The 26,934-nt window shown below is 52.3% G+C and carries 21 protein-coding genes and 2 pseudogenes; 12 read left to right on the forward strand and 11 right to left on the reverse strand.

Annotated elements, in window-relative coordinates; translation table 11 throughout:
• Nucleotides 1-400 precede the first annotated feature (400 nt).
• Nucleotides 401-1,573: an adenylate/guanylate cyclase domain-containing protein gene (locus tag ACR0LW_RS19810; RefSeq protein ID WP_170624455.1), complete on the reverse strand. Its 1,173-nt coding sequence runs from the start codon at nucleotides 1,571-1,573 to the stop codon at nucleotides 401-403.
• Nucleotides 1,574-1,704: 131 nt separating this feature from the next.
• Here ACR0LW_RS19810 and ACR0LW_RS19815 point away from each other — a divergent pair, with 131 nt between their 5' ends.
• From ACR0LW_RS19815 to ACR0LW_RS19835, 5 genes are all read left to right on the forward strand, one after another.
• Entirely contained in the window at nucleotides 1,705-3,315 is a 1,611-nt protein-coding gene (locus ACR0LW_RS19815) for an arylsulfatase (protein ID WP_170624453.1), read from the forward strand.
• 393 nt (nucleotides 3,316-3,708) lie between these two features.
• Nucleotides 3,709-4,755, forward strand: coding sequence for a DUF1214 domain-containing protein (locus ACR0LW_RS19820; RefSeq protein ID WP_480884091.1), 1,047 nt, complete (start codon nucleotides 3,709-3,711; stop codon nucleotides 4,753-4,755).
• Nucleotides 4,752-5,828 (forward strand): DUF1254 domain-containing protein, encoded by a 1,077-nt coding sequence (locus ACR0LW_RS19825; RefSeq protein WP_170452295.1) that lies wholly within the window; start codon nucleotides 4,752-4,754, stop codon nucleotides 5,826-5,828. Before ACR0LW_RS19820 ends, ACR0LW_RS19825 begins: the two co-directional genes overlap by 4 nt.
• Before the next feature lie 46 nt (nucleotides 5,829-5,874).
• Complete coding sequence (locus ACR0LW_RS19830) at nucleotides 5,875-6,156, forward strand: DUF3302 domain-containing protein (protein ID WP_170452293.1); 282 nt, start codon at nucleotides 5,875-5,877, stop codon at nucleotides 6,154-6,156.
• A complete protein-coding gene (locus ACR0LW_RS19835) occupies nucleotides 6,153-7,280 on the forward strand; it encodes an HlyD family secretion protein (protein ID WP_480884093.1) in 1,128 nt (375 codons plus the stop codon). The genes ACR0LW_RS19830 and ACR0LW_RS19835 overlap by 4 nt, the downstream gene beginning before the upstream one ends.
• A 449-nt stretch (nucleotides 7,281-7,729) precedes the next feature.
• Here ACR0LW_RS19835 and ACR0LW_RS19840 read toward each other — a convergent pair whose 3' ends face one another.
• A complete protein-coding gene (locus ACR0LW_RS19840) occupies nucleotides 7,730-8,164 on the reverse strand; it encodes a hypothetical protein (protein WP_480884095.1) in 435 nt (144 codons plus the stop codon).
• A 610-nt stretch (nucleotides 8,165-8,774) separates the two neighbouring features.
• A pseudogene (locus ACR0LW_RS19845) lies at nucleotides 8,775-9,190 on the reverse strand (IS5 family transposase); the annotation flags it as partial.
• 164 nt (nucleotides 9,191-9,354) lie between these two features.
• On the opposite strand from ACR0LW_RS19845, the gene ACR0LW_RS19850 reads away from it, so the two are divergent.
• The 5 genes and pseudogenes from ACR0LW_RS19850 to ACR0LW_RS19870 all read left to right on the forward strand — a co-directional run.
• Nucleotides 9,355-11,211 (forward strand): caspase family protein, encoded by a 1,857-nt coding sequence (locus ACR0LW_RS19850; RefSeq protein WP_480884097.1) that lies wholly within the window; start codon nucleotides 9,355-9,357, stop codon nucleotides 11,209-11,211.
• A 21-nt stretch (nucleotides 11,212-11,232) separates the two neighbouring features.
• Nucleotides 11,233-12,180 carry an alpha/beta hydrolase gene (locus tag ACR0LW_RS19855; RefSeq protein ID WP_480884099.1) on the forward strand — a complete coding sequence of 316 codons (948 nt, stop codon included), beginning with the start codon at nucleotides 11,233-11,235 and terminating at the stop codon, nucleotides 12,178-12,180.
• Between the two features lie 118 nt (nucleotides 12,181-12,298).
• On the forward strand, nucleotides 12,299-13,822 hold the full coding sequence (locus ACR0LW_RS19860; RefSeq protein WP_480884101.1) for a trypsin-like serine protease: 1,524 nt from the start codon (nucleotides 12,299-12,301) through the stop codon (nucleotides 13,820-13,822).
• Between the two features lie 18 nt (nucleotides 13,823-13,840).
• The gene (locus ACR0LW_RS19865; protein WP_480884103.1) at nucleotides 13,841-14,806 is read left to right on the forward strand and encodes a S1 family serine peptidase; all 966 of its coding nucleotides are present in this window, start codon (nucleotides 13,841-13,843) and stop codon (nucleotides 14,804-14,806) included.
• A gap of 244 nt (nucleotides 14,807-15,050) precedes the next feature.
• A pseudogene (locus ACR0LW_RS19870) lies at nucleotides 15,051-15,155 on the forward strand (IS5/IS1182 family transposase); the annotation flags it as partial.
• A gap of 17 nt (nucleotides 15,156-15,172) precedes the next feature.
• On the opposite strand, the gene ACR0LW_RS19875 reads toward ACR0LW_RS19870, so the two are convergent.
• The 5 genes from ACR0LW_RS19875 to ACR0LW_RS19895 form a co-directional block, all read right to left on the reverse strand.
• Nucleotides 15,173-16,210: an MBL fold metallo-hydrolase gene (locus ACR0LW_RS19875; RefSeq protein WP_480884105.1), complete on the reverse strand. Its 1,038-nt coding sequence runs from the start codon at nucleotides 16,208-16,210 to the stop codon at nucleotides 15,173-15,175.
• A gap of 257 nt (nucleotides 16,211-16,467) precedes the next feature.
• Nucleotides 16,468-16,797 (reverse strand): hypothetical protein, encoded by a 330-nt coding sequence (locus tag ACR0LW_RS19880; protein ID WP_480884107.1) that lies wholly within the window; start codon nucleotides 16,795-16,797, stop codon nucleotides 16,468-16,470.
• A 72-nt stretch (nucleotides 16,798-16,869) separates the two neighbouring features.
• Nucleotides 16,870-17,553: a hypothetical protein gene (locus tag ACR0LW_RS19885; RefSeq protein ID WP_480884109.1), complete on the reverse strand. Its 684-nt coding sequence runs from the start codon at nucleotides 17,551-17,553 to the stop codon at nucleotides 16,870-16,872.
• Between the two features lie 651 nt (nucleotides 17,554-18,204).
• Nucleotides 18,205-19,353 carry a helix-turn-helix transcriptional regulator gene (locus ACR0LW_RS19890; protein ID WP_480884111.1) on the reverse strand — a complete coding sequence of 383 codons (1,149 nt, stop codon included), beginning with the start codon at nucleotides 19,351-19,353 and terminating at the stop codon, nucleotides 18,205-18,207.
• 640 nt (nucleotides 19,354-19,993) lie between these two features.
• A complete protein-coding gene (locus tag ACR0LW_RS19895) occupies nucleotides 19,994-20,296 on the reverse strand; it encodes a hypothetical protein (protein WP_480884113.1) in 303 nt (100 codons plus the stop codon).
• Between the two features lie 417 nt (nucleotides 20,297-20,713).
• On the opposite strand from ACR0LW_RS19895, the gene ACR0LW_RS19900 reads away from it, so the two are divergent.
• On the forward strand, nucleotides 20,714-21,100 hold the full coding sequence (locus tag ACR0LW_RS19900; RefSeq protein ID WP_480884114.1) for a hypothetical protein: 387 nt from the start codon (nucleotides 20,714-20,716) through the stop codon (nucleotides 21,098-21,100).
• Between the two features lie 129 nt (nucleotides 21,101-21,229).
• On the opposite strand, the gene ACR0LW_RS19905 is transcribed toward ACR0LW_RS19900, so the two are convergent.
• The 3 genes from ACR0LW_RS19905 to ACR0LW_RS19915 form a co-directional block, all read right to left on the reverse strand.
• On the reverse strand, nucleotides 21,230-22,003 hold the full coding sequence (locus ACR0LW_RS19905) for a DUF3800 domain-containing protein (RefSeq protein WP_480884116.1): 774 nt from the start codon (nucleotides 22,001-22,003) through the stop codon (nucleotides 21,230-21,232).
• Between the two features lie 84 nt (nucleotides 22,004-22,087).
• Complete coding sequence (locus tag ACR0LW_RS19910) at nucleotides 22,088-22,414, reverse strand: hypothetical protein (protein WP_480884118.1); 327 nt, start codon at nucleotides 22,412-22,414, stop codon at nucleotides 22,088-22,090.
• A gap of 49 nt (nucleotides 22,415-22,463) precedes the next feature.
• The gene (locus tag ACR0LW_RS19915) at nucleotides 22,464-22,661 is read right to left on the reverse strand and encodes a hypothetical protein (protein WP_480884120.1); all 198 of its coding nucleotides are present in this window, start codon (nucleotides 22,659-22,661) and stop codon (nucleotides 22,464-22,466) included.
• A gap of 301 nt (nucleotides 22,662-22,962) precedes the next feature.
• On the opposite strand from ACR0LW_RS19915, the gene ACR0LW_RS19920 reads away from it, so the two are divergent.
• Nucleotides 22,963-26,031 (forward strand): hypothetical protein, encoded by a 3,069-nt coding sequence (locus ACR0LW_RS19920; RefSeq protein WP_480884122.1) that lies wholly within the window; start codon nucleotides 22,963-22,965, stop codon nucleotides 26,029-26,031.
• Nucleotides 26,032-26,934: the final 903 nt, after the last annotated feature.

A 26,934-nucleotide genomic window follows, 5' to 3' on the forward strand; every position in this document is an offset into this window, starting at 1 on the left:
GGTTGTCTCCTTTCAGGCCAAAGATGGGAGGTCGGGCAACTGCTCGCCACTAACGAGAACGCACAGTCACTATGCGTCAGCGAACCCCCGCTAAGTCGGTGCCACTCAAACCAACGATCTTGTGGTTCCGGGATGCGATGTTGTGCTTGATGAATCCTTACAGGCCTTCGCGGCTGAAGTTGCGGACGTGGACATAAATCGGCTCAACACTTGAGCCAAACATCGCGTGAGCTTGCAGACTGTCTGTGCCGCAAGTTGAATCAGTATCCAGCCCGAACCGAACCTTCACCGTCGGGCTTTGCAAACCCCCAAATGTGGGACAAACCAGCCTTTTGACAATTGGCGCCCAATACCCGTTTCCTGCTTTTTGCGATGCAGCCAAAATCAGTTCAGCACGAAATCAAAGCTCTTCTTCGACGAGAGAAAACAATTCGATTGGACGAGCAAGGCCACGAACTTCGTGAAACCCACAAGGGGAAAACAGATCAGGGGAGGCATCAGCAATCGCTGATGTCGCCAGCACTCTGCGGCCAATAGACTTAGTTAACCCTTCAATTCGACTGGCAACGTTCACTGCGCCCCCAAGAACCGTGAAATCAAGCCTTCCTGGGCTGCCGATGTTGCCATAGCTGACTTGCCCAACATTGATCCCGATCCCAACATCCAAAGATGGCTTTTTAGCCTCGACACAGCGACGGTTTAGCGTCGTCAAACCGGCCAATACAGTTTTTGCGGCTTGCGCTGCCTTTCGGCATCGTTCTGCGTGATTAGCCTGAGTTTCGATGGTGAAAATCGAAAGAATTCCGTCACCCATAAATTTGAGAACATCGCCTCCGTTGTCTTCCACAGACTGAACAACCAGATCAAAGTAGCCGCTCAGCGCGTCAAAAACATCTGCCTCTGGCGCGACTTCTGAAAGTGCCGTAAAACCTCGTAAATCAGAAAACATGACGACCGCATCAAGGGTCGTTCGCTCGCCTCGCTTGATCCGCCCGTTCCACACGGCGTCGGAGGGCCCGTCGCCGAGATATGTTCGTAGCAGCCCCTGGGCTGACTTGCGCATCGTGACGGGTTCCAAAGCGGAAGACAGAGCAGGCAGTGCCGCCTCAATCAACGCCAGATGTTGCGGTGAAAAGCCTTCTCGCTTCTGCGTGACAAAAGTGCAGCCGTGCAGAGATCCGTCGCCATAATACATCAAAGTGGCATAGTAATCTGTGCCACCTAACCCAGCGAATTCAACATACGATGAGTGCTCAGTCTTTGGGTCCAGCTGTCGCAGGCTTTTGTGCAGAGGTTTTCTGTGCTCCAGAATGTACTCAAATGAGCTACCAACATACCCTTTTGTCAACGTCGTTTCATGAGTTACGTCGTAGCTGTCTGTTCCGTCAGGGGTCCAAACGACCCCCCATGCGATGAGTAGCGGATTGGCGAAGCGCTGACCGATATTGACCCGCCAGAGCGGTACACCTTCCTTACTTAAGAACGAGCAGAAATAAGAAACTACTTTCTCAGGGTCGCCTGAGCGGCGTCCTTCGGTAATCATCCAGTCGGTTAGTTGTGCTACGGAGGCCATGTTCTCAAACTAGTCGCTCGGACAGGATGATCAAAGAACCTTGGCTCTACACTTCTGTGGTCGGGTCGCTTGGGGACAAGATCATCTTCAATCGTGCGGTAAGATCACAAGTGTAGCAATGGAGCCCCCGAATGCCGACAGGAAAACGACCGAATGTGATACTGATCCTGGCCGATGATCTGGGCTTTGCAGATTTGGGTGCCACCGGGTCGGAAATACGCACTCCAAATATCGATGGCCTTGCAAGGGATGGTGTGCTGCTTACGGCAATGTATAACTGTGCCCGCTGTTGTCCTACGCGGGCGTCTCTTTTGACAGGGTTGTACCCGCACAACGCCGGCGTGGGCCACATGGGGGCCAACCTGGGAACGCCCGCATACCAGGGGTTTTTGCGGAATGACAGCGCCACCATTGCCGAGCACCTACGTGCTGGTGGCTATCGGACTTTGATGTCCGGCAAATGGCATGTCGCCGGAGATTTCATGGCGCGCGAAGTTGACAGTTGGCGTGTTGGAGATGTTGAGCACCCAACGCCGAGACAGCGCGGTTTTGATCGCTTCTATGGGATCGTCGATGGCGTCACCCATTTCTTCTCACCGCATTACATGCTCGAAGATGACAGCCGTGTCATGACATTCCCTGATGACTTTTATTTCACAGATGCAATCACGGACAAAGCGATTGGAATGATCGAAGAAACGCCCGACGATCAGCCATTTTTTCTTTATCTCGCACATACTGCACCGCATTGGCCGCTGCATGCCCATCCCGAGGACATCGCTCGATATGACGGGGTGTATTCTGGCGGTTGGGACGCAATCCGTACCGCACGACACGAAACCATGAACAGCATGAACCTGTTTCAGAAGAACTGGGAAATATCTCCGCGTGATGTTGCTGTTCACCCTTGGGAGGTTGAACAGAATACCGATTGGGAGGCACGGAAGATGGCCACCTATGCTGCGATGGTTGACCGGATGGATCAATCTATCGGCAGGCTCATCGCTTCGTTAAAGCGTTTTGGGCAGTTTGAAGACACCTTGATTTTGTTCCTGTCCGACAACGGTGGTTGCGCTGAATTCATGGCGGAAGACGGGTGGGCAAAGTTCTTCCCAGATACGACAAATGACGGCCTAACCATTGAAATGGGAAACCGCCCCGACGTGATGCCGGGCGGTGCCCAGACATACCAGAGCTACGACAAGCCGTGGGCAAATGTCTCGAATGCGCCATTTCGGTTGTTCAAACACTACGTCCATGAAGGCGGGATTTCGACACCACTGATAGCGCATTGGCCGAAAGGGGTCGCTTCCGGTGCGACCGCACATGCGGCCTGTCATGTCGTCGATATTTTGCCGACTATCTTGGACGCAACGGGTTGTCAGTACCAAAGTGAGGTTGGTGGCCACGAAATTCAGCCCATGCAAGGGCAGTCATTGATGGACCTGTTCCGCGGCCAGGATTGGGCGCGAGAAGAGCCTATCTTCTTCGAACATGAGGGAAATTCGGCGGTGCGGCTGGGTCAGTTCAAACTTGTCAGGCAGCATGGGCAAGATTGGGAACTTTACGACGTCGAAGCGGATCGCACAGAGTTGACTGATTTGAGAGGGAGTAACGTCGAATTAGAGGCAGACTTAGTTGGCCAATACAACGACTGGGCCAAACGGACAGGTGTTGTTGATTGGGACGTTGCACTTCCGCAGTTGCTAAAGGCGTGGAAAATTGAAACAGCAGAAGGATAGTTAACTTCACGCAGGGCTCAGAACCGTCCATCTCTTTACTCCAAGAAGTGGACCCTCTCCGGCCCGAACCGGACTTTCTAAAATAGGTTTTGCAGTTCCGATTGGCGGACGAAACGGCCATTCGCCGAAAGTTTGCCAATGACCGCTTTGGGGAAGCCAGTCGAACGCGGCGGTGTATGATCAACAATGGTGCCGAAACTTGGTGAGACAAAGGCTCATTCTTGAAGGGTTTTGGGCCAAGTCAAACTCATTCGTTTTCTACGGACATACAACTCCCGTATATATTGTGCGTCACAACAGCGCCCAATCCCCAGAAGTTTGACCAAGATTGGCTCAGTGTTACGTTCAAGGTGATAAACTCGAAATCATTGGATCAAGAAGGTACGAAACGACATGTTGATACGCAAGCTGTGCAATCTGATATTGTTTCTGCCGTTCTTTGCTGTTCCTGCATTTGCTCAGGACACCATCGAAAATTATATCCGCGAGTATCCCAACCAGGAACAAGTGCGCATGATGCAGCGCTGGCTTGAAACCAACGAGCCGGGCAGCTTTCAGTTCACGGGACTCGTCGACCCCACCGATGACACGGTGATCACGCCACAGGCGACAGTGAATTATGGCTATAACTGGTTCAGTTTGTCCGAGGGTCCTGCGATCATTCGCGCGCCGCGATACGACCGCTACTTCTCGGTGTCGGTTTTCGACATGAAGCACAACATACCAGGCGTCATTGTGAACCCGGATTTACCGATCCTGCTATTTCGGCCCGGGCAAACACTGCCCGAGGGCGACTTTCATAAACTGGCCCTTGAGACCGACCAAGGGCTTGCCTTCACCCGAATGGTCGTCGTCGACAATCTTGACGAGGTCATGGCGCTGAGCAGCGAGATTGTGATGGAAGGCGGCCAGGGTAACATGGACCGCGACGTGCAGCGATTTTCGCCTGAAACCGAGGCGGCGGCACTGACGCTCATCGAAACAGCGGTGCCACTTGTAGATACCGACAAGATATTCGGGTCGGTTTCAGGCGATGTGGGCGAGATTCACGCTGCGGTCGGCGTGTTCCAAGGACAGCTTGGCACGCCGTCCAACGTGGTGAGGTACGGCCTGCTTGCGTTTGACGAAAACAGCCAGCCGTTCAACGGTGAAGACACCTACGTTCTGACAGTCCCTGCAAACATCGTCGAAGAAGGCGGCTATTTCTCCGTTACGGTCTATGCGTCCGCCAACAAACTGCTGATCCCCAACGACAAGGGCATCTATGATCAAACCAGCTATACAGCCGAGCCGAATGAAGACGGCACCTATACCGTAACGCTCAGCCCGTCCGGCGAGGGGCAGAACGGCATTCCGACCGGAACGCCATTTTATGGCGTCCTTCGCGCCTATGTTCCGGTTCCCGGCGCTGACTTGACAGTCGAGGTTGAAACAAAATGAAAAGCGCATCCAGCAAGTTCCACAAGATTACAGCCGCCTTGTTGTGCAGCACTCTGATCGTACCGACGGTGCTAGCGGATATCCCGGACATAGACAGTTCCGGCTGGTCCACAGATCCGAACGACTACGGGATGAGCGCCGCCGAATACATCAACGCAGATAGCCGGGCGTTTTTCGCGAACTTCATGGGCCGCTCTGGCATAAACCAATTCTTTCACTTCACGAACCTGTCTACCGCCGACGACCGCTGGGTCGTTTCGCCAAATAACGACACGATCTATTCGATTGCAATCGTTAACGCGCGACAGGGGTTTACGCTGGATGTGCCAGATGTGGGCGACCGGTTTCTATCGATCCAGATCATTACGGAAGACCACATGACGCCGTTCTACCTGTACGGGGACGGCCAATACACGTTTTCGTCCGAGGATTTCGAGACCGATTTCGTTGCCGTTGGCATTCGGACCGGAACGGATGCTACGGCAGATGATGTGCGTGTTGTGACAGAAGAACTTCAGCCACAATATGTAATCTCTGGCGCCGCACCAGAGAATGATCTGCCGAGTTTTGACGCGGAGGTGCTTGAAAGGGTGCGCGCCGCCCTGCTGGCTGAGTATTCCAAGCTGCCTTCATCGTTCGGTGCGATGCAGAAGCGGGTCGCCGATGTCGAGGACTGGGAGTATTTCACCTATGTGACGGCAGGCGCCTGGGGTTTGTCAGCGGACGAAAACGCAATGTACGCTATCGGTGGTCCTGAAAACGCTGTGGGAGGCGCTTGCTACACTGCAACTTTCCCGAAAGTGCCAGTCGATGCATTCTTTTCCATCACGGTATATGGGCCGCAGAAATACTTGATGTCGGACACGGATAGCATCGTCAGCTCAAACCAGGGCGTTGTCAGCAACGACGACGGCTCGTTTGACGTTGCATTCGGTGGCGAGGACTGTCGCGCACTTGCTCCCAACTTCGCCTTCACACCCGAAGACGGTTGGAACCTGCTGCTTCGGGCATATCGACCGGATGTCGAAGAATTTCGAGCCTACCGTGTTCCGGAAATTGTTCCGGCGAATTAGACCAACATAGCTCGGTGGGCACAGCTAATACAGGGAGGCATTTAGAGTGAGCGGCTTGGACATTTTTGCGTGGGTCGTGCTTGTCATACTGATCCTCACAGCCATCGTAGGATTTGTGATCCTGGCAATGTTACCGGGGAAAATCGCGAAGCAACGCGAGCATCCCCAAGCAGATGCGATCAATGTCGCTGGCTGGGTGGGAGCGATTACTTTTGGCATATTTTGGCCGCTTGCATTGATTTGGGCATTCACAAAGTCGCCGCTGCAAACAATAACGAATTCAGCAACCGAAGCTGAAACCAGTGCTCGGTCGAAAGGCGCGTCATGATTGTCTTCCTGACCCTCATATATGTTGCTGTCCTTTTCATTCTTGTAAAACTCAAGGTTCTTCCAAACTCCAAGGCGACGTGGCTTTCCACCATTGGGTGGATGGTTATCCTGCTCATCTTCCTTTTCATTCCCATGCAGTGGGGTGCACCCTCCGGGCCGGTCAAGGTTCTAACCAGAGCAGTTTCAATCGTGCCTAACGTTGCTGGCGAGGTTGTCGAGGTCGTGGCAGAACCGAATGTTCCGATGCAAGAGGGTGACGTGTTGTTCCGTATTGATCCGGAACCCTTCGAAATTGCGGTTGAACGAGCGCAAGCAACTGTTTCACGTGTCGAGGCACACATTCGGCAGGACCGTGAGAACCTTGCCTCCGCCGAGGCGCAACTGCGTCAGGCAATTGCGCAAAGAGACTTGGCTCAATCACGCTTTGAGGATGATAGTAGGCTTGTCGAAAGCGGGGCTATTTCGGAAAATCGGCTTGAAACCCGTCAATCCAATCTCGAAGCGGCACAAGGCTCAGTTGATCAAGCACAGGCGGCCGTGTCTCGGGCACAGGTCGAACTCGATGCCCTCACACCGGATGGCGTTGTCGCTAAGCTTGCGGAGGCGCAAGCGGCGCTTGATCAGGCGCAGTGGAATCTGCAAGAGACAATTGTCCGTGCTCCTTCAGAAGGCTTTGTGAACAACCTTGCCATCACAGAAGGTCAAAGAGTGGTATCGTTCCCGTTTTCGCCCGCGGGAGTGTTCGTTGACACTGCTGAAAAAGCCTTGGTCGTTCAGGTACATCAGATCTACCTCCGCCATCTTCGGCCAGGTCAACCTGCTGAAATTGCCTTCAAGATCAGACCGGGAGAGCTGGTAACCGGCACGGTGGATACGATCTTCGATATTTCTTCACAGGGACAAGCTCAAGTCAGCGGAACTGTCTTTCAGGCTGGGGAGATCGTAAGCGAGCCCTTCATCGTTACCATAATTCCGGACGACCCTGATGTACTGGCATCGATTCCTCCGGGCGCAGCCGGTTTGGCGGCGATTTACACTGAGTCTGCAGCGGCAACGCACGTGATCCGCAAAGTAATTGTCAGGATGAATTCGATCCTGAATTACATCAGACCAGGACTGTAGGCGCACGGACGCCACTCGAAATTAGTACATTCGCTAGGTGATTTCGGCAGAACCAGAAATATTTTAGCCATGCTTAGCCCGTCATTAGGGCTGTAGAAACATCTCAAATTCATGCTAGCGCGATAGTTGACCTGTGTAGCAACCAGGAACCGACTCGATTTGCCGCCGGCATAGCCAAAATCCCCGATCAGAGATCCACTTTTTGCATGGGTCTTATCGAGAAGTGCTTTGTATGTTGCAAAGCAAGAGACTTTGAGGACCGACCCCTAGCGCTAAAGTGGAAGCGGACATCGGTACAAGCTGCAGCATTTGTCACTTTGGGCTCCTTCGAGTCATTCGCCGCGTCCCGCCAAAATGTCAGGTTTTGAGTTCTCGGAGGGAAGGCCTTAGATAAAAGCCATTGGACATTGCTGAACGGATGTTACGTGAACCACCTTCTAGTTACACCGTCACCCATCTGGGTCCTCATCGCTCCAGTGTCCAATCTCGTAAACGCCCTGCTTTTTCATGCGACGTATGAACGATAGGTAGTTAACTACGCGGTCGATCTCATCCAATTCACCGGTGGCATAGGCGACCGCAATCATCTTGAATTGGGCCTCAAGATCTTCCGCAATTTTTTCGTCTCGTCGGGCGAGACCCTTTCCAATCCCCAAAGAAGCAGTAGTTGTTTTGTCTTCGCTCCAAATCTCATCGAGATAGGCCTTTAGATTAAGCGCGGGACTATTCGCGCCCAGCTTGCCTACGGCCTCCCATATTGGTTGAAGCCGTTCAGTAAGATTTCTTCGACTGCTACAGGCCGCAGCGAATGGCCGTTCTCCACCCGCATTCTTTAGAAAAGCAACGTGTTCTGGCACAAAAAGTAACGGCGCAGCCAGCTCCACCGCACTTGTTTTGGGGCCAGCGGGATTTGGACAAGCCAAACGCCTCCGGCCGTCAGGGGTAAGACGCTGCCTTCCCCCTCGGGCAACCCTATTAGACAACACCGTGTCCTCGGCTGTGCCTGCGGGCCGCACCACTATTGTCGAATAGCATTGCCTTGCCCCCATCCGCGTTCGCCACGTGGCAGATCAGCAGGAACAGGCGCCTTCGGCGTCTGATCTGCAAATCAGCCCTGATTTCCCAAAAGGGAAGTCAGGATCATTGAAATCGGTCTAGGTGCTGGATGAAGGACGTGAGGCGAAAATGGCAAGGTTCTGTCGCTGGTGGCAGAACTATGTGTCGCCTGACACAAGCACTGTGGAACGTCACCGATCTTTGACTCAGTCGACAACTAAAACCTCAATAAATCGTCCGATCACGTCATTCAATTCTGACCCAATCGTCAAGCATTTCTGACCCAATGCCGGTAGCAGCCAATCAATGACGTTGCGGCTAAGGTCTGTTGGGAGCCCATACCTGGCGTGCCCCGACCACAACGTGAACATCGCACAACAGGCACTTGTTCAGTTGCCCGTCGCAGCAATGGCAGGTCGCAAGCATTCGTTAAAGGCTGAGCGGCGGCCCTTGGCTGTCACAGATAGCATGCAGTTTGGTGTTCATGCCGCCCTTGGCTCGGCCAATCAAGCGGACACGCCCCCCTTTTTCGCGGCCATGCTGGTCGCGGAACGATGTGCTTTCAGATAAGTCGCGTCGATCATCACGGTCTTATCCTCGCAGTGTTCGGCTGCCAAGCCGACCATCATCCGAGCGAAGATACTTTTCTCACTCCAACGCTTCCACCGGCTATGAAGCGACTTGTGCGGTCCGTATTCTTTGGGAGCGTCACGCCACCGCAACCCATTGCGATCGATGAAGGTAATCCCGCTAAGTACCCTTTTGCCGTCGACCCGTGGCCTGCCATGCGACCGCGGGAAGAAAGGGGAAAGCTTGGCCAATTGCTCGTCGGTCAGCCAGAAAAGGTCACTCATATCACCGCTCCGTTTTCCTAGCCGTGAATCATGCAGCGCTTTGAAAATCAATGCATCCTGACCCTAGCTTGCCCGTGCGGCAGATTCGAAATTCAGGCAGAATTGAAAAATTCTACATTTTGTGGCATCATAAAACCTGAATTTATTAACTTGATCATTTGGCAATGTTTGGTTTTTCAAACCTAGATCGACGTGAATTTCTGATTGGCGGGGCAACAGCTTTCGGAAGCCTCGGCATCAATACAGCGCTCGCCCAGCCTATAACTACCGATGCCAAGCGTGCCGCCGTTGTTATCGGTCTAGACAAAACGCCAGGATTGCCGGACTTACGCGCGGCAGTTTCAGGCGCAAATGAGGTCGCAAACTTCCTGAATCAAGAAGGCTTCGATGTCAGTCTCTTTACAGACGCGCAAGACAACCTTGTTCGTGCGCACCATCTTGCTGATGAAATTGAGCGATTGGTTAAACTCGGCACTCTCGACCAACTTGTCATCTATTTTTCAGGGCACGGCACGCTCGGAGGCACTAGCGAGTATTGGTTGTTGTCCAAGGCGGCTACGCAATCGTCGGAAGCTATTTCTGTTTGGGAAACTTTCTTCTTTGCCAAACAATCGGGAATCCCGAATGTCGTACTCATCTCGGATGCTTGTCGATCGGTTGCGGAGACGTTGAATCTTAGCGGGGTTACTGGGCAACCCATTTTTCCGTCCGCAGTATCGGTAAATTGGGATGTTGATGTAAAAGTAGACCTCTTTTTAGCAGCAAAGATGGGGAAAGCAGCACATGAGTTGCCAGCGGGAACAAGTGTAGCGCAGCACGAAGGTATCTTTACGGCCGCGTTTCTCAAGGCCTTTCGCGAACCGGATTCAGATATGATCGTTGCTCTGCCCAGTGGTGACTACGTCGTTCCCAATCGCAAACTTGAGAAGTTTCTCGTCCGAGAAGTACAGGCAAGAGCGCAGGAGTACTCTTTCAAACTCAACCAAGTTCCCGACGCTATGGTCGATTCCGATTTGCCAGCTTTTATGGCGCGCTCAGCAATTGCGCTAAGCGAAAGTACCCCAGGGCAGGACGTGGATTTGTCCGAAGCATCGGTCACAAATGCAGTAAGTGACATTTTTCAGCGCGCAGTGGTCCAAGGCATCTCATATGGTGAACCAATCACACGTCTTTCCGCACAAAGCAATGAACAAGAAGCCGGGCAACTCGTTGTTGATGCAGCAATCCGAAACTCGGAAGACTACATGCTCGAGCAGACAGGGCTAGTTTCATACGGTCGTAGAGTTCAAAACGTCACCGGCCCTGCTATCAAAAGTGCGCTTAGGGTGGAGAGAGGTGAAAGTTTCGATGCTTGGGTAGTCGATTTGGGTTCTGAGCCCGGCGCGGGCGCGCTTATTACCTTCGACGATGGTTCAGGAACTGTAATTGCGCTTCTCCGCGACTTCGGTGTTCACATGACCTTAAATCAAGAAGGCATAGATGATTTGCGCTACACACCTGTAGGATTCAGGTTTGAACTTGGTGACCCAATTGCATTGCTGCGAGCTTTGACTGCCGAGGCCACTCGAAATGGCGCGCTTCGCTTCGACGGTGACACTGCAGAACGTGAATTCGCTGCAGAGCGGTTCGCAAGCCAGATACGTATGGGTAAGGGCGCAGATCCGACACTTGGTATCTATGCGGCATATGCGTACGCAATGGCTCCTTCTAGTAGCGGCGCACAAAGCGTACATCAGATCATGCAGGATAGCTTTGATGGACTGTCCCTCTACGATACGGCTTTGGCTTCAGGAATATTCGATGAAGCTTGTTCTGGGCGACCAGCTTTAGCTCCGGCTGCACCAATGCTGCGGCAGGGATGGGAACTTATCCGTCCGCGCAGTGCTCCTCTGTCCGAAGCGTACCGTGTTGCCAGACCATTTTTAACAAACAGCCTTTGGACGACTTTTTCTGAAAGAGGAATGGCGATTTTATCCAACGCGACTGAGGACCAAGTTTTCGAGGCGTGTCCTCATATCTAACTCAATGAACGGAGAAGGACGATGTTCAATCCCAATCGCCGTGAATTAATGCAGGTGGCAGCAATTAGTTCCCTGCTTTCTGTAAGCCCGGCAGTCGCGCAACCGGCGCCCCGCTTGCTTTTGGTACACGGTAGATCTCAAGGTGGAAGGTCTGAAGCCGAGCTGTTGCAAGAGTGGACTGGAGCGCTTCTCCAAGGGGCTCAGTTTGCGGGTGCAAGTTTGCCACAAAATTTGGAAATCGTTTTACCTTTCTACGGTGACGCGCTTGATGAAGTTGTACGCGATTACGAACTTCCACTGACTTCGGAGATCACCACCCGTGGAGGGGCATTTCAAGACGAGTATCTCGTTTTTCAAGAAGAAGTTGTGAGTGAAATCCGAACATCGAAGGGCATAACGGACCAGCAGATAGACGAAATCTATGGCGACAACCCGCGTGAGCGTGCACCTTGGAATTGGGAGTGGGTGCAAGCAATCATCAAGGCTATCGACAGACACACTCCAGCAGTGACTCAGGGCTTCCTTGAAACCTTCATGCGGGACGTTTTCATTTATTTGCAGTCCCCCGGGGCTAGATCAATCATTGATGGTATTGTGTTGGAAAGGTTGGATGAACGACCAACCATTATAGTCGCCCATTCTTTGGGAACGGTAGTTATGTACAACATCTTAAGAAATAACCCTGCCTTGCATGCGCCACTCTATTTTACGCTCGGCTCACCTCTTGGCATTAGTGCAATTAGTCGCCGTTTTCGTCCGTTGCGTTATCCTGACACAGTAGGTTTTTGGGTAAATGCCTTCGACGAACGCGATGTTGTAGCACTCAATCCACTTGACCAGCAGAATTTCCCGATCACGCCACAGATTGCGAACATAAACAACATCGACAACCAAACAGCAAACCGCCACGGAATAGTCGGTTATCTTGATAAACCGCAAGTCATCTTACCAATATTGGAAGAACTGTAGGTCCTTCTAACCACTATTGAATTAGGCAACTTAACTTTGGGATCTATTTCGTAGATGTGATGGATGATTACTCACAACCACTCCAAAGAGATTTCTTTTTAATTCAGGAGAATTAGTGATGATGCCAATCAATTCATTGCCATTCAATTGGTGGCGGAAGACTCCAGCACTGATTCCAGTCATTTTCTTTCTTGCTTTCTCACGCGCCCTCGCTGCACAGGAGTTCATTGTGCCGGGTGATCAGTCTGGCGTACTTGGCGAACTAAGTCCTAGCGGTGGCGGTTGGGAAAATCACCTTCTCAATCCGAGGCACAACGCTCCTCCATATTTTGTACCGTCGTTGCCCAATGGTTTGCAAGAGAGATCCAGTCCGAAATTGGGTGCTGCCGTCTTCCCCCGAACCCCAATTGACGGTGAGTTCCATTGGCTTCCTGAACGGATGCAATCCCTACCCCTGCTTGCTGACAACTCGATCGAAGAGCTACTGAAACGAATTGGTATATACGGTCAAAACTCTGAAGTGATTTACGAACGTCTTGATCAAACGGGGCAAATCAGAGTGGAAGAAATCCTTCGCGCTTATCCGGCGCAGTACCTCGACCCAATGCCATTCATTATAAACGCAGGCAACGTCAACCGGTGCTGCTTAGGGTGCATCTGCGGCGGAGATCCAACTGGACCCATTTGCGTTCCTCCCGGTTGTATCGGCAATCCAGAACTTTGGCCCTTCGTTGGTAATCAATTGCCGAAATATCGTCTCAACGCGATTGCGGTCGAAAAAAAAGACGACAGAAATCGAGGATCACAGATCATTGCAAAACCAATTCAGGTTAAGCCAAGGATTTCAGAATTCAACCGCCTCGCTCCGAAGTCATATTTTTCAACCGTGGGATTGCAGAGCTCGGACCGCAGAGTGTTCTGTAGCGGTGTACTCATTGGTAAAGCTAGTGTGCTAACGGCCGCACACTGTCTATGTGATAATACACCGTCCTACGTATTTTTTGGAAACACCATCTTTGCCGCCCGTGAAGTACGGCCAGCCGGCGAATTAGCATTTTCAATGCCGGTCAAGGCCGAAGCGGCGTTCCTTAGCGGCAGCTTCTGTGAAGACTACGAGACTTGGCGCAATGATGGGCGTATTGGCCAATACCCATCAGGCGACCTTGCAATCCTTCATCTGGAGGAACGGTTACCGCCTCTTATGTCTGAGTACGGCTTGCCAACCGAACCAATCGCTAGACTGGAACCTGCACCGTTTGTCTACGGCGTTGGATTTGGCCAAGCAGATGGCATAGATACAGCAGGCGAAAAACATCGAGCCCGCTTTAAGTTCATTTCTCGGCTGTGCACAGACCAAGATGCGCGCGAACATGGCTGCCACGCCGGAGAAGAAAACATAATCACGAGTTTCGAGGAAGGTGCTGGTCAGGATAGCTGTTTTGGTGACAGTGGAGGTCCCATTTTTATTCGCGAGACGGCTGACTCGCCAGTGCCAGATGGTGGTTTTGGTGTTCCACCACGGTTGGTTGCAATTACTTCTAGGGGTCTCGCTACTAACCCGGACGGATTTTGTGGGCGCGGCGCCATAAACACCAGTCTTGAGCGTGAAGAAATCAAAAGATGGATTTCCAAGCACCAATAGACACGGGGGGAGTATAGTATGAATAGCATTTCAAGACTTGTGGTTGTTGGGTTCGCACTTTTTGCTCTAGCTGGGCAGGAGGTTTTGGCGCAGTCGCGGGCCGCACAACGCGACGCTAACGAGCGAATTGTTGGTGGCGAAGAGGCTACACTCGGTGACGCTCCTTGGGCCGTTCGACTTAACATCACACGGGATGGTCAGAGGTTTATCTGTGGCGCGTCGTTGGTTGCCCCGCAGATCTTGCCCAACGGTAACGTTGATTGGAGGAGCAATATCTCAAGTGCCCGATGGGCTATCACCGCAGCACATTGTGTTGATAACTCCGATGGCACAGGATTTGTGAGACCTGAAGACATCGACGCAATCACTGGTCGCCTTGACCTCGCGGACTCTGAAAGTGGTGAACAGAGAGACGTCATTGCTGTTATTGGTCATCCTGATTTTGACAGAGACAACTTGTCAAACGATTTGGCCCTGCTCGTGTTGAATGAAGCAACCGAAGATCTTTCTTTAACGCGACGCGCAAGCATACGTTTGCCGGGCACCCAAGACACAAACTGGTTAGGACGACCATACTTGGCATTGTTAGCTCAAGGCTGGGGTCGGGTGGCGGAGGTTATGCCACCCACTGCAAAACTCCGACAAGTGCGCTTGCCCCAAGTAGACCATGAAACATGTGCGTCTGCCTATGGGCTACATGGTTACTCAATCGAACCAGGCATGATCTGTGCTGGCTTCTTTTCGGGAGGATTTGACTCTTGCTCCGGTGACAGCGGCGGCCCATTGTTGTTTCGACCAAGTAGAGATGTGCCGCTAGCCTTAAACCTACAGGATCCTGTCCTCGTTGGTGCGGTTAGCTGGGGCAAGGGCTGCGCTCGCCAAGATCTCTATGGGATTTACACTTCGCTTGCGTTCTATCGAAACTGGTTGGACGCTAAAGTCGAAGAGTGCCTCGAGGAAAATAGTTTCGCAGATTGCAACTAGTCAGATGAGTTAGATTTTCGCCGACAACCTTTGTCAGATCAGGGCGTCGTTACATTGAGGAGGCACCAAAACTCGGCAGGCTTCGAAAGGAAGCGAGCACTAGAAAATCATGATTGACGCATCAAAACTAAGTGTGCACCGCCCTGTCTCCAACCCGCGGTTTAAAGGGGGAAGGTACGGCAGGCTGATAGGGCACACCAATGGTAGCTCAAACACGAAATTGCACGCCGTTACTGTTAGTGTCGGACTCCTGAAGGACCAGTGGCGGGTCGCGACTCGATAGGCCCGATTTTCAGAATTCCTCCGATCTGTAATCGCTCTCGCAGCCACCATTCTGTTTTGGCTGTAAATCAAGGAGGCTGGAATCTATTGATCAACTCGCACAATATCTCCATCACGGATCCGCCACAACTCGTCGAAGAGAGCCACTCCGGCATTCACATCAGGATGATCTGTTTTCACCACGCGAAAGAAATTATTCAGTCTAGCAAGAGAGGTTACTCTAATAGGTTCACCTATTGGATCGAATAAGTTGTCGAAATGAATTGGGACAACATGCTTTGGCTGAAGATCGCCAACCAATTTGGCGAGAAAGTACTTTGTTGCTGGCCGCCCTACTAGTGATAGCAAAAGCACGTCAACTCTACCTTGTAAGCCTTCTATTGAATCGCGAGGAATTCCAGCGCTCCCGATGTGCAGGATGGTTCCTGCTGAGTGAGAAACAAGAAAGTTCAATACCTCACCGCGGCCGTAGGCCGTGATCGGCGCAGGTACTGCGAACTCAGCGCCGACTTCCCTGTCGAGAGGATCTATTAGTAATGGCGCCCTGCCATGCCTTCCACTCAGTATTTCTATTGTAAATGAGCCGCCCGTCTGAAGTTCCCCGATTGTCTGACCCGGCTGAACAACCGAAAACTTCCTATAGCCATGAGCAAAAACGACTCTTTTTGCGTCAGCGGACCCATATACGTGGGCTTTTGTGCAATCGGCAAACTCAGCCGCATCCAGAACGTGGTCATAGTGAGTGTGGCCGACCAAGATCGTTGTCGCACGTTTAAAACGAGGCTGCATGCATCTATCAAGCACTTTCGACTTCTCAACTACAGCATCTCTCTGGAGAAGTATATCAACTGGTCGGTTGCTACTGCGGGAAACAAATGGATCGATTAGGACGCTCGTTTCTCCGTCGTCGATTATTATTGATGCGGCTCCATACCAACTGAACGTCACACCTTTTTCGAGGGCTTCGTTCGTCCCCATGAGACGATTTGGAATGTTGGAATCGATGTGCTGAGGAACACCTGCGCGAGGTAGAAGTATAGATAGGAAAAACACCAAGAATGTCAAAAAAACCCGCATAACAAATTCCAGTAATACTGCGTTAGACTTCAAGCCTACGGTCAAGACCAATGGGCATATCGCCAATCCCCAACGCGCCGGTTGCCTTCTCAAGCTGCGGAGGGCTGTTCACGGTTTTGTTCGTTGCCTTTTCCCGGCAAAAACGATCAATGTTCGCTTAATATAAAGACCCGATCTGACGGTCGGGGCCCTGGAGCCGATAAGCATGATTTGAGCCTATCAGATAAAATCAAGTTACGCACCTGATTTGCATACCACTTCCACAGCTTGATTTTGCCAAGTTTCAGCTTTCGGTGCGGACGTCATGAAATTTGCAACTTGACTATAATCTTCTTCAAGCCCAAAACCGCGCTTTGACGGCTTAAACAGCGCGAATTTACAAAACCTACCTTTCGCCGACGTAGCGGCCAAAGCGTTGAAAGAGCCCAATTTTGTCGAAATGCTGTGATCAACACGAACGTCCGATCTTCGGTAGCAGCCAAAAACGTGACAAAATCAAACCAAATCTCACCAAGGGTTTGTAGCACGAGATTTCTTAATGGTTCCGGTGGAAGACTGGCCAGCGACAAAACAATGCATTTGAAGCTATGTTTTGGGATGGTGGTTTTGAAGTTGGTTCCAATCTGAGCCAAGTAGAAAACCTAATTGCACTCAAACGATCTGTCAGCACTGCCCAATATCGGACGTGGCACCAATTCACATACTTAGGGAAGTTGGTAGATTCGGTGCGACATACTTCCACGACTACCACCACCTTGACGGAGTGCCTGCAAGCCCTTGGATGCGCGCGGCAGTAGGCCTAGATCGAACTCTTCTTTGGAAAAGACCTTGTTGGACGAAGCCGCACTCCGATAGTGGACTGCCTTACCGTCAATACGAGCCGAGGACGCAGCAGCTGCTTGTGATCCGCCATCACCAGAGTTCGCTTGCAGGATAGCCTCGAAGAGCACCTTAACTGCCTCCCAAATCTTCATGTCGTCCTTGGTGTCGTTGGTTAAGTGTCGGACTCCAACCCACTGTACATCATCGATCATATCGGCGGAGAGCTGGCCGACCTTCGAAACAATCACTTCTTTTGCAGAGCCGATACCGCCGGTGGCATTGATCCCTGCACCGTACGACATACTCAGAAGGGGAACGTTGTTCGGCCCGTACACTATAACCTGCGTGACAAAATGGTCACCATCGTATCGCTTGCCATTCGAGAATTTTGTGGTCGCATTGACCTTACCTGCATCATCAATCACGACGTTTGTATAGCCGAACTGTTTCGAGTCGATCTCGCTCGAATATTTGAAGTTCAGATTTGCTGCGTCTGCTGCCGCTGCCATCGTGATGATCGTCAGGGCTGCGGCCCAAAACAACTTGTTTGTGAACATCGATGCCATTTCGTCAGCTCCGTTGTTTAAACGCTCGGATCAAGCCTTGGCAAAGGGGATGATATTCCGCCCGTGCCAAGGCAGTTGCTCATTGAAGATATCTTGTCATGTTGCCATCAAGGACGCATTTGGCCCACCCGCGAACACCAGCACGATTCATCCCGCTGCCGGACTGCGCGGTGGCTCGCATGCAGACCTTCTTTGGTTGATAAATTTTGGTGCCAGGAATTACCTCTGTCTCTTCTGAGAATTGGAGGTCGCACCTAGCTCCAGGACCGTTTACACTCGTAAATCTCGGTGAAACGCTTTCTTTTGCAATTACGTATTTTTCGGGGGCAGTTTGGCACGTCCAATTATCTGCGTAACATGTGTGTCCTTTGCCACTAGAAGACACCGGGTTGGTTGTGCACTCAGAGGCCAGATCTAGCGAGATAATGTCAGGTTGGACGCCATTGGCCATCGCTTGTGATGTAGCGATGAGCACCATGCACACCGAAATTCTAGAACCGATAGAAATAAATGTTCTCATACTTACCTCCTTACCAATGATGACCCACTATTGGGTTGAAAAACACATGGAGGTTGGCGCATTTAAGCTGCTTCGTCATGATCCGAATGGATCATGACACGCTGTTCTTACCTGGAAGGTCTGCACTGCCTTTAGGCCACCGGCGGTAGAATACGAAGGATAAGCCTTATCAGTTCGACTCGGCTGCCAACCCCGGCTTTGGCGAGTACCATCGAAACTTGGTTCTTCGCGGTTATCGGGCTAGTACCTCGCCGTTCTGCAATTTCTGCAATAGTCGCACCATCTGCAATCCACCGACACACATCGGTTTCTGCTTGGGTCAGCCCGTAGAGCTCGGTGAACCGTTCCAGTCGAAGATACGGAACACGCTCAGGATCGATGATAGTGACAAGCGCCCCATCAAGCCCCTGTTCGAGTTCCGCTTTGCTGTCGCTGATTGGGCCGATGTCCAGGAGCAGCGGGGTCAATCCTGAAGGGCGTTTGACTGAAATCAAGGATTCATGCCGATTGGCCTGACCCTGCGCCGTAGAACCCACGTCGAGGATGTGAGCTCGGATCTTGGATGTTGTGTCGGGGTCAGGTGTTACTAGCCGTCTATCACCCGACAAAACAACGCCATCCTTGAGACTCAGCACTCTGTCCGCCTCAGTGTTCGTGACAATGATCTGTCCATCTGGCAGTGCGATAGCTATTCCTGCCTGAATCCGATCCAATGCCGAAAGCGCAGCCTTGTACCGGGCTTTCAAGAGCGCAAACATACGGCCGATTTCTAGCGCTTTTGTTAGATGCGGAAGCAGATCCCGCGATCTTTCACTAGCCGCGTGTGGAATTTCTATCTCCAGCTGATCAAATCCGATGCTCATGGCATCAAACCACACAGAATCGGAGTTAAGACGTATCCCAAGCCGGCGGGCAACACCGGTTCGCTTTCTAAGAAACGCATAGTCTTTGCGGGCATCAAGAGCCTCGGCTGAAAACCCTGTTTCCAAATCTAGGATCGGGTGATGCGCTGGCTGGGATTGGAGAAAATCCCAGTCCTGGTTTTGCATTTTTGAAAGCCATGTGCCGTAGTACCACCCTGCCGGTGTACGTGAAAATTCCAGATAAACGCTGGACATCATCGTCAAGTCTTTTGCCCCGGCCATTTTTCCACGGATCACGAGTGCGATAGCCTTTGCGCCGATGGCTGCTGCCGTCGCGTCTAATGCACGCCGCCAACATCCTGGATTGACCGCCGTGTCGTAAATCAGTTCGAGAGCCCGGTAACCTCGTGGGTCCATTTCGTCCGAATCCTTGGAGCAAAGCTTACCGTCAAAGCGAGCTTAACAGAGTTGAACAGGCTTTTCAGCCATATGCATCGAAGGGTTATGCCCGGCGTTTCTGACTGGTACTAAATAGGCTGTTTTTTGGTCTGAGTTTTTTGCTACAGCGGCCATTGGCGCAGCGGCAGAGTAAGCTAAACTGGACCCACACTTCAGTTGCCGCGAAGTAGCCCCCGATTGGCTGCTTTCGCAACCGCCGGACGATTTGACGGCAAAATAGCCGAGAGCAAAATCACTGAACGGGTGTTATGTGAAGCGATTTCTGGTTGAGTGGACAGCTCACCCGGGGAGACAGGCACACTTGTTTCCTTGGGTTACCAATCTTTCCTCGCCATGCAGCTTCTCCTTAGAAGAAACTGGCCGTATCATCGGAAACCGCATCATATCCGGCGCAGCCACCCGCTAAGCCGAAGCCATCAAAGCAAGCCGATATCTATGAGCCACTTTGTAAGGACCATTAGGGTCAAGGTGAATGCCGCCCCGAACAACATTGGTGCCAGCGCCACGCGCCAAGTGGGCAATTTCGCTCGCTCTATCGATTGCGCCAACATCTCACAAACCATAGCGGAGAGCTCTGCGTCCGAAGGACTGTTGGATCTCACCATAGCCGTTGTCTCCCGAAACCGCTGTCAAACATCAAACAGTTTATTTCCGAGGCGTCCACCGAGTCAATTTCGTCAGGCAAGCGGCCATATCCCTGTGGCAAACCGCAGCCGGTCTTGACCGATATCTCTATCCCCAACCCGGTAGGCTTGTAGCCAAGGCCGGGTGCGAGTTCATCCACCGCCGATCTTTGCGCCTTCAATCCATCGCATCCCCCATCCGGACTTTCTTCGTCCGACCTGCCCAAATCATAGAGACCCTGCTTTTTCAAACGGCGGATGAGCGCAATGTAGTTCACAACCCGATCGATCTCATCCGCAATTCCTGTAGCATACCCGCTACTCGCTGGCGTTTTTACTCTTTGTTCCGCTGCTTCCTGGCCGATCTTTTTCGAGGTCGATCGGAGAAGATTTCAGACATCTCAATTTTGGAAACAAGCAGGTTGCTGATTTTAAACTCCCCTCCAAGGCGCCCCGACGCACTCAAGCGGCCTGATAGAACCAGTTGCACCAACTCTGAGACCCTTCGCCGCTTTTGCCGAGCTAAGTTTGGCAACGTTTGGCAACCGTCAGGAACAGCTTGGAAAGCGCGCGTACCACCAAAAAGGTCGCGGATCAGCTGACGCAGATGAACGCTGTCGTATCCGCACCGTTGCCGCGCTGAATCTAAACCATCTTATGCTGAAGTAATTTATCACGCGTCTTTGGTGAACTGGGTGAGTATTTCGACAGCGGCTCAGCGAGCCAAGGCTGATCACTTCAAAAGAAAGATTGCCAGCGCCGAAGGTCAACTCCCCGATGACCGCCCTGGAGTGGTGCATGTCGGCATGGAAAGCTTGGGCCATCAATTGATTGACCAACGCCGACACTTCCAGAACCACTTAATCGCACGGGAGTTCACAGCCTCAACTTCACGGCTACGTTGGATTTATGGAAACTACTTTCAGGTGGAGTTTACAACCCGCCAAGATGAGTCCTGCGCCATGGAAGAGTCGATGGCTCCGTACCGCATTGGCAAACACAGGACCAAGGAGCCATTGCCGGGTCACCTGCTGGTTGCGGACGACCAAGACGCCGTCGAAGGACTTCACTGGAACCTCTAAATGAGTGTTAAGCAGCATTTTGTTGTTTGCAAAGGTCAGGCCCTCAAAATTCTGCGCATGCATTCGACGACCGCTTCGAGGAGTCTGCATGTAGCGTAGTTGGTGATGTTTAGTGCCCGCAATGAGCCGTCAATGGATGCAGCCAAGGTAGTTCTCGCCAAATCGCTCCATTGCTGAAATGCAAATCTGCTCATTAGCACTATCGTCGATGAACAATCCCCAGGGGTAGACGTCCACGTTGGCTAGATCCAAGTCGTCCTTCGGATTCGGCTTGTTGTTTGCCAAAAAGGCATAACGAATTCCAGCCCACATCTCAAAGCCGAGCTCAACTTCTAGACCATCATAAACACTGTCTCCAGGTATATTCAGAACAATTTTCTTGGTGATGTTGCCTAGTGTCTCAAGAAGCATCGTGCTGCATGTGTGAGCAACGATGTCTGCCAATTGAATGCCCAAGTGCTTTCGTGAGTCCTGCTCAAAGTGGAATTTGCAGAGCCGAAATCTGGGATCGTCATCCACTAGATGCGAAGCAGCTTTAGAGGATTGAAACAAGCCTTCATCAAAGAATACTTCGTGCGATTGCCCTTCCAATTGGGAGTGTGAAAGGGCCGCAGCCAGTAGTTCGAGAGCTGCAGGCCCCAGCCTATTATCTCTGCCCACAACGCAGACGGCTATTTTGCAATGTCTTCCAATGAAGGACTTTAAGTCTCTTCGTAAGGCTTGGAGACGTTCGTCTTTCGCCATCTTTGAAGACGATTTGAACTCAAAAGTCTCGGGATCATATCCAAGTTTTCGGAAAACGGAGCCGATGTGTTCCGACGGGTCAGTGTCGCAAATCACAAAAGCCGCCAAGGAAAAACCAAAGCGGTGATGTTTGCTGTCATCTAAGTAGAGATACGCCATGCCTAAGAAGTATGTACTGGTGGAAGGCGCTTAAAGGAGGGGCGCGTCGCTTGGCCGGAGCACAAGAAACTTGTTTCAGCACTCTCAGTTGCCGGTCAACTCGGGATAAACGTTGATCAAGAAATTTGTCTGCGGGAGTTGCCCTTTGCGTGGCCAGGGCTGGGTGAGCACACCAAGAGCATTGTCGAGTACACGGAAATGATGCTCAAAGCCTACGCCAGCCAACGGGCTGACAAAGACGTCGAATGAGTAACGACCATTAGATTGCAGGTTGCGGGGAGTGTCTCCGCAGCCTGTGACAAGCGCCGAAATTGTTCGCATGTGTGGCGGTGAAACAGACAACCTGCCGAAACCCGATATGGAACGATCAAAACGTTGGCTTGAGTGGTTGCGTGACCAACCGTATTCCAAGATTATCGTCAATGGGGGTGAGCCAGTCGGGCAAGCGCGCTGGCTGGTTTCAGGTTGCCGAGTGCTGGATGGCCAAAGAATAGACCCAAAGCTCAATGCCCTTGGAACAACAGATGCCCCAATATGCAAGCGCCAGACCCATTTCGCGCACACGATGCGCTAGGTTCGGACAGTCTTCTTTGCAAGCTTCGATTGCCGCGTGGGTATATAGCATGGCGACCGTGGCAGTCAGGGCAACATAAAGCATCGTAGATTCCCAGTGTCTAAGTTCGCTTCTGGGCAACAAGAGGCAACCCATTGCCGGTGGTATGCCTGCACGCCACCCCTTTGCGAATTCGGCCGCGCGAAAGAATCATAAAACGGACCTGCTATGCAATCGGTGAGCTTTCGTGCGCTGCAAGATTTCCGGGAGTTATCGTCGGCTAGATTAAGAAACAGTCTTGCAAGAAGCTGGGCTTGAGAACGGCTATGATCTTTAAATAGGGTCATTGCAGTTCGGAGCGCACGAATTCTCCAAATGCGCGCCCGAAGCCAAGGGAGGCGGCATAATGCTTGATGAAGTCAACCTGAGCCACATAGACCGGCTGAGTTACATAAAGAAGGTCGACCCGGAAACGTTCCGCAAGTTGAGCTACAAGCAATTGAGAAACTTCCTCAGTGAGGTCAATCGACTCCCCGAAAGAGGAGGATCAGAGCCTACGATTGCGCGCATTCTTTCGCGCCAGATCTCGGGTAAATGGCTAGAGCGCGCTCTACGGGAGTCTTCAACGCTCCGCCAAAAGATCACAACGGTGTTGGACATCGGTGATATTTTTGCCGCTGATGGTACGCGAGACATCGACGCGCTGCTGACCTCGAAATCTGGCGATGGTCTTGTCCCTCAAGTTGATGATTTAGGACTTTCAACGCTGCATCCAGTCAAACGCGTGCCTGTCGATCGGACCGCCGCGCATCCTCCCATGGGCAGCCAAGAGCGCGCTGCTGCACGAAAGCTCAAACTGGCACTGCTCGCGGGAGAATTCCCGGTCGTCCATTGGCCAGCAGAGCCATGGTCAGGTGCAACACTGGCGGCGCGGTCTCTGGCAAGCCATCCCGATCTGTCGGACATTTATTCCGAGATCGTGTTCGTTAGGTGCACGAACCCGGACGAGCCGTTTGTCGCTGAGATGCGGCAATTGGCTGCGATGTTTGGCGCAAATCCTTCTGATGGACAGTTGCCGCCAACACTTGCAGACATCGTGCGCGATAAAAAACTTCTATTGGTATTGTGCGACGCATGTCACCTACCGGCAAAAGGCAACAAGGCGCACGCCGATGGGCAAGCGTCGCGCATTTTTGTCGACGCACTGATCAACACCCACGGTTCCGGTCCTTGCAGGCTTATCACCATCGGTCGATCGCGGGCCATGGAATATGTCTTGGACAGAAGTGGAGCTGGAGCCGCCTCTTCGGCGCTTGCGGCCGAACTGATCGACGCACTGCGATATACTGGCGCAAGATTTGAAGATTATCGAGAGATGGAGGCTCATTACCGGGCTGTACGCGGTGTCCCGGAAGCAATGATCGAGGGCAATCGACTGAAACGCGCCAAATGGCACTATGAGACCGATCAAGTACGCCTTGATCGCGAAGTCTGGCCCGCCAACCTCCGCTTGAGGGCCTTCTTTGCGTCGGACCCAAGCAACTTCGGATACTTTGATCCCACGCGCGGCTTCGAGGCATTGGCTGGTCCGCGCCCATGGCCGGAAGACATCGAGATATTGCATGACGACATTATTGGGTATCTTCGCCTAGCGGGAGTCGGCGCGCGCCGGTCCGAATTGAATTCACTGAGATACTGTTCCACCGCTCTCCACTGGCTTTCGTATGGTGGCTATGACGCGCTTGTCAGGCCTTCCACGCATTGTCCAAAGGGTGACGTTCGGCTGCGAGAGGTCAAACTCGACACTTTTGAGTCCATCGTTGATGACCACAGGACGCCCTTGAGGGCACCTCTTAACACATTCAACCGAGCGGGGCGGGTCGTCGAAAAACGTGTTTTCGCTTTGGGCATAGGGATCAAGGCACTTGTTCAGGACCACTGGCACACGACGGAGCCCGAGCAGCGCGCCGAGGCCCACTATCGCATCGCTTGGCGCCTATGGAACCAGAACCATAACAAGAATGTGCTGCGCGAAGAGTTTCCGTACTTTCCGCTGCAGCATCGTCATAGCGTTTTCCTCGCCGGCGAAACGATCAGGCATCTGATGTTAGCGGTTGGTCAAATTGATGCGGACGCGCGTCCGGCACTTGCTGATGTGACCGGGCAATGGTCCAAGTTCCCGCCCGCGCCCACGTTAAAACAGCAGGGCTGCGACCCTGAGGACGTCGTGAACTTTTGTTATTCCGAGGTCTATCAGCGATATATTAACCGGAACAGCTGGTTCAATCGAGGGCCTAAGGTGGGGAGCGCCACCCGCGCGCTGTCCAAACGTCACGGAGCTTTTGGGTATGCCGCGGAGTTGCTGCAACTGATGAGCGACGGAGGTAAACTCGGACACCCACACCCCGCTTTACATCCATCATTCCATACATCCTACATTCGCGAATGCGGGTACGCTCTGCTCGACCTTGGGATGCTCAAACAGGCCCTCGCCTGCTTTCAAAAGCTCGATGCTGATGAGACATCTCCGGTGGACCGGATCTCGGCAAAATTCGACGAGTCATTGGTTTTGGCAGAAGTCGGGCGTCTGGAACAAGTCTGGAGCGCTCTTGAGGAAGCGCAAGCTATGCATGACAGTCTGCCAGAGATTGAGAACAAGGCGTCGAGCAACACGTTCATGAAGCGCCTCTCTGCGCGTGCGGCTCACCTGAACTACCTAGAAGGTGATTATGGGCTGGCGCTTATGTCCCTCGAGAAGGTCGGGTCAACGACTCCGGAAATGACCCATATCCGTTTCGCTTCGATGGCAAAGATGGGCGTGGCCCCTGAGATCATTGCCGCAAAGGCTACGAACGAAGTCTACAAGGCAGCACACGGGGTAGGTCAGCATGAAGCCATTGGCTTCATGATTGCCAATGCTCACGCCGTGCGGAAATTCAGTGCAAACACAGCTGAGGAAGTTCTCGAGACGGTTTTTGAAGAGGTACTTCGGACTGGGTGTTCAGAGCGCACACTTCTTCGTTTGTTATTAGAGGCTGGGCGCACACTCGCAGCTCAAGGACGACTTCTTCGGGCTTTTGCAACCTATGTTTATCCCTGCGCCGTTCGGGCGCGCGCAAGGGGCTTCGCGAGAATCGCAAACACGGCGGAAGTACTAGCGCTCGCCCTTCTCCGCCGGATTGATCTGTACCATCGTGCTCACACTTCAGTAGCCTGGTCTCGGGCGATAGCGTCCGCAGCAAAAAATGACCAAGCGACGGCCTCCAAGGCAGAGCACAGCCGGGGATCTTCTGAGAACGATCCCTTATTCGGATTTTTCTTTGACGCGCCCAGCCCAGCCTTGCGGCAGCTTTCAAACAGACAAGGGATTGATCGACTCATCCGAAATCTTCGTCGCGCTCATCGCAATGGCCCGAAGACTGTCGATACTACTCCTCCATACATTGCCATCGCCCGAGCGCGACTCGCTGACTAATCGGGCTGTGGTTACTGATGCTCCGCCTGTGGCCCGCAATTCTTGAAGATCCTGATTTCGCACTCGCAGCGAAAGTCCGATCTGACGAGCCGCACTGCTGCGAAGCAAGACCTTGGTCGATGGCCGGTTTGGGCCGCAATTGGCAGATAACAGACTACACAAAAGATCGAACAGTTGCGAGTTACAGCGACTGATCTGCAGTCCTGGATCTCACCCGTTGATAAAAGAAAAATTGACTTGGGGTGCTATGTTATGTCGAGCGTCCATCGATTATCTGGTACAACTATGACGGTTGGGCCAGGCACGTGTGACGTTCAACAGGTTCGTCAAGTATCAGAATAATAATCTAACGAGGAATGCACTCCACGCAATGTTGATCCAGGCCAATCTCCAAAAACACGAAAACCCGCGCTTACGCGTGGGCCTCGGAAAGAGGGCAATACAAGCTCGCGCCTCGACTCTCATATGGAACCATAGTGGTCAAATATCAAGAGCCGGGTGGTTGTCTGAACTTCGGTAGCCGGTAGACGGATCTGCAGCTCAAAGCAAATTTCATTGCAATGTTACTATCCGGCCTTGTGTGCCATCTGATGTTTGGCGCTCACCCTGTCCTGGTCGCACTGTAACGGTTGGGTCACGTTCGTGTGGCGTTCAACAAGGTTGCATCAGCGATGTTTGGGAATTTAGATGAAGGCGCGCTCTGCTGACCTATCCATGTGAACCCATGGAACGCACACCATACGGAGACAGTTCGGTACAGCAGGCGACTGCACAGTACTGTGAATAAGGTATGGCTCTTAAGATTTCCACAACAAATGTTAGCAATTGCCAATATAAGGCAACAAGTGGCGACGAGATGTAACCAAATTGCTGTTGTCCCGTGAAGGAGTTGCAACGCGCTTT

It is taken from the genome of Ruegeria sp. N4 (genome assembly GCF_056531425.1).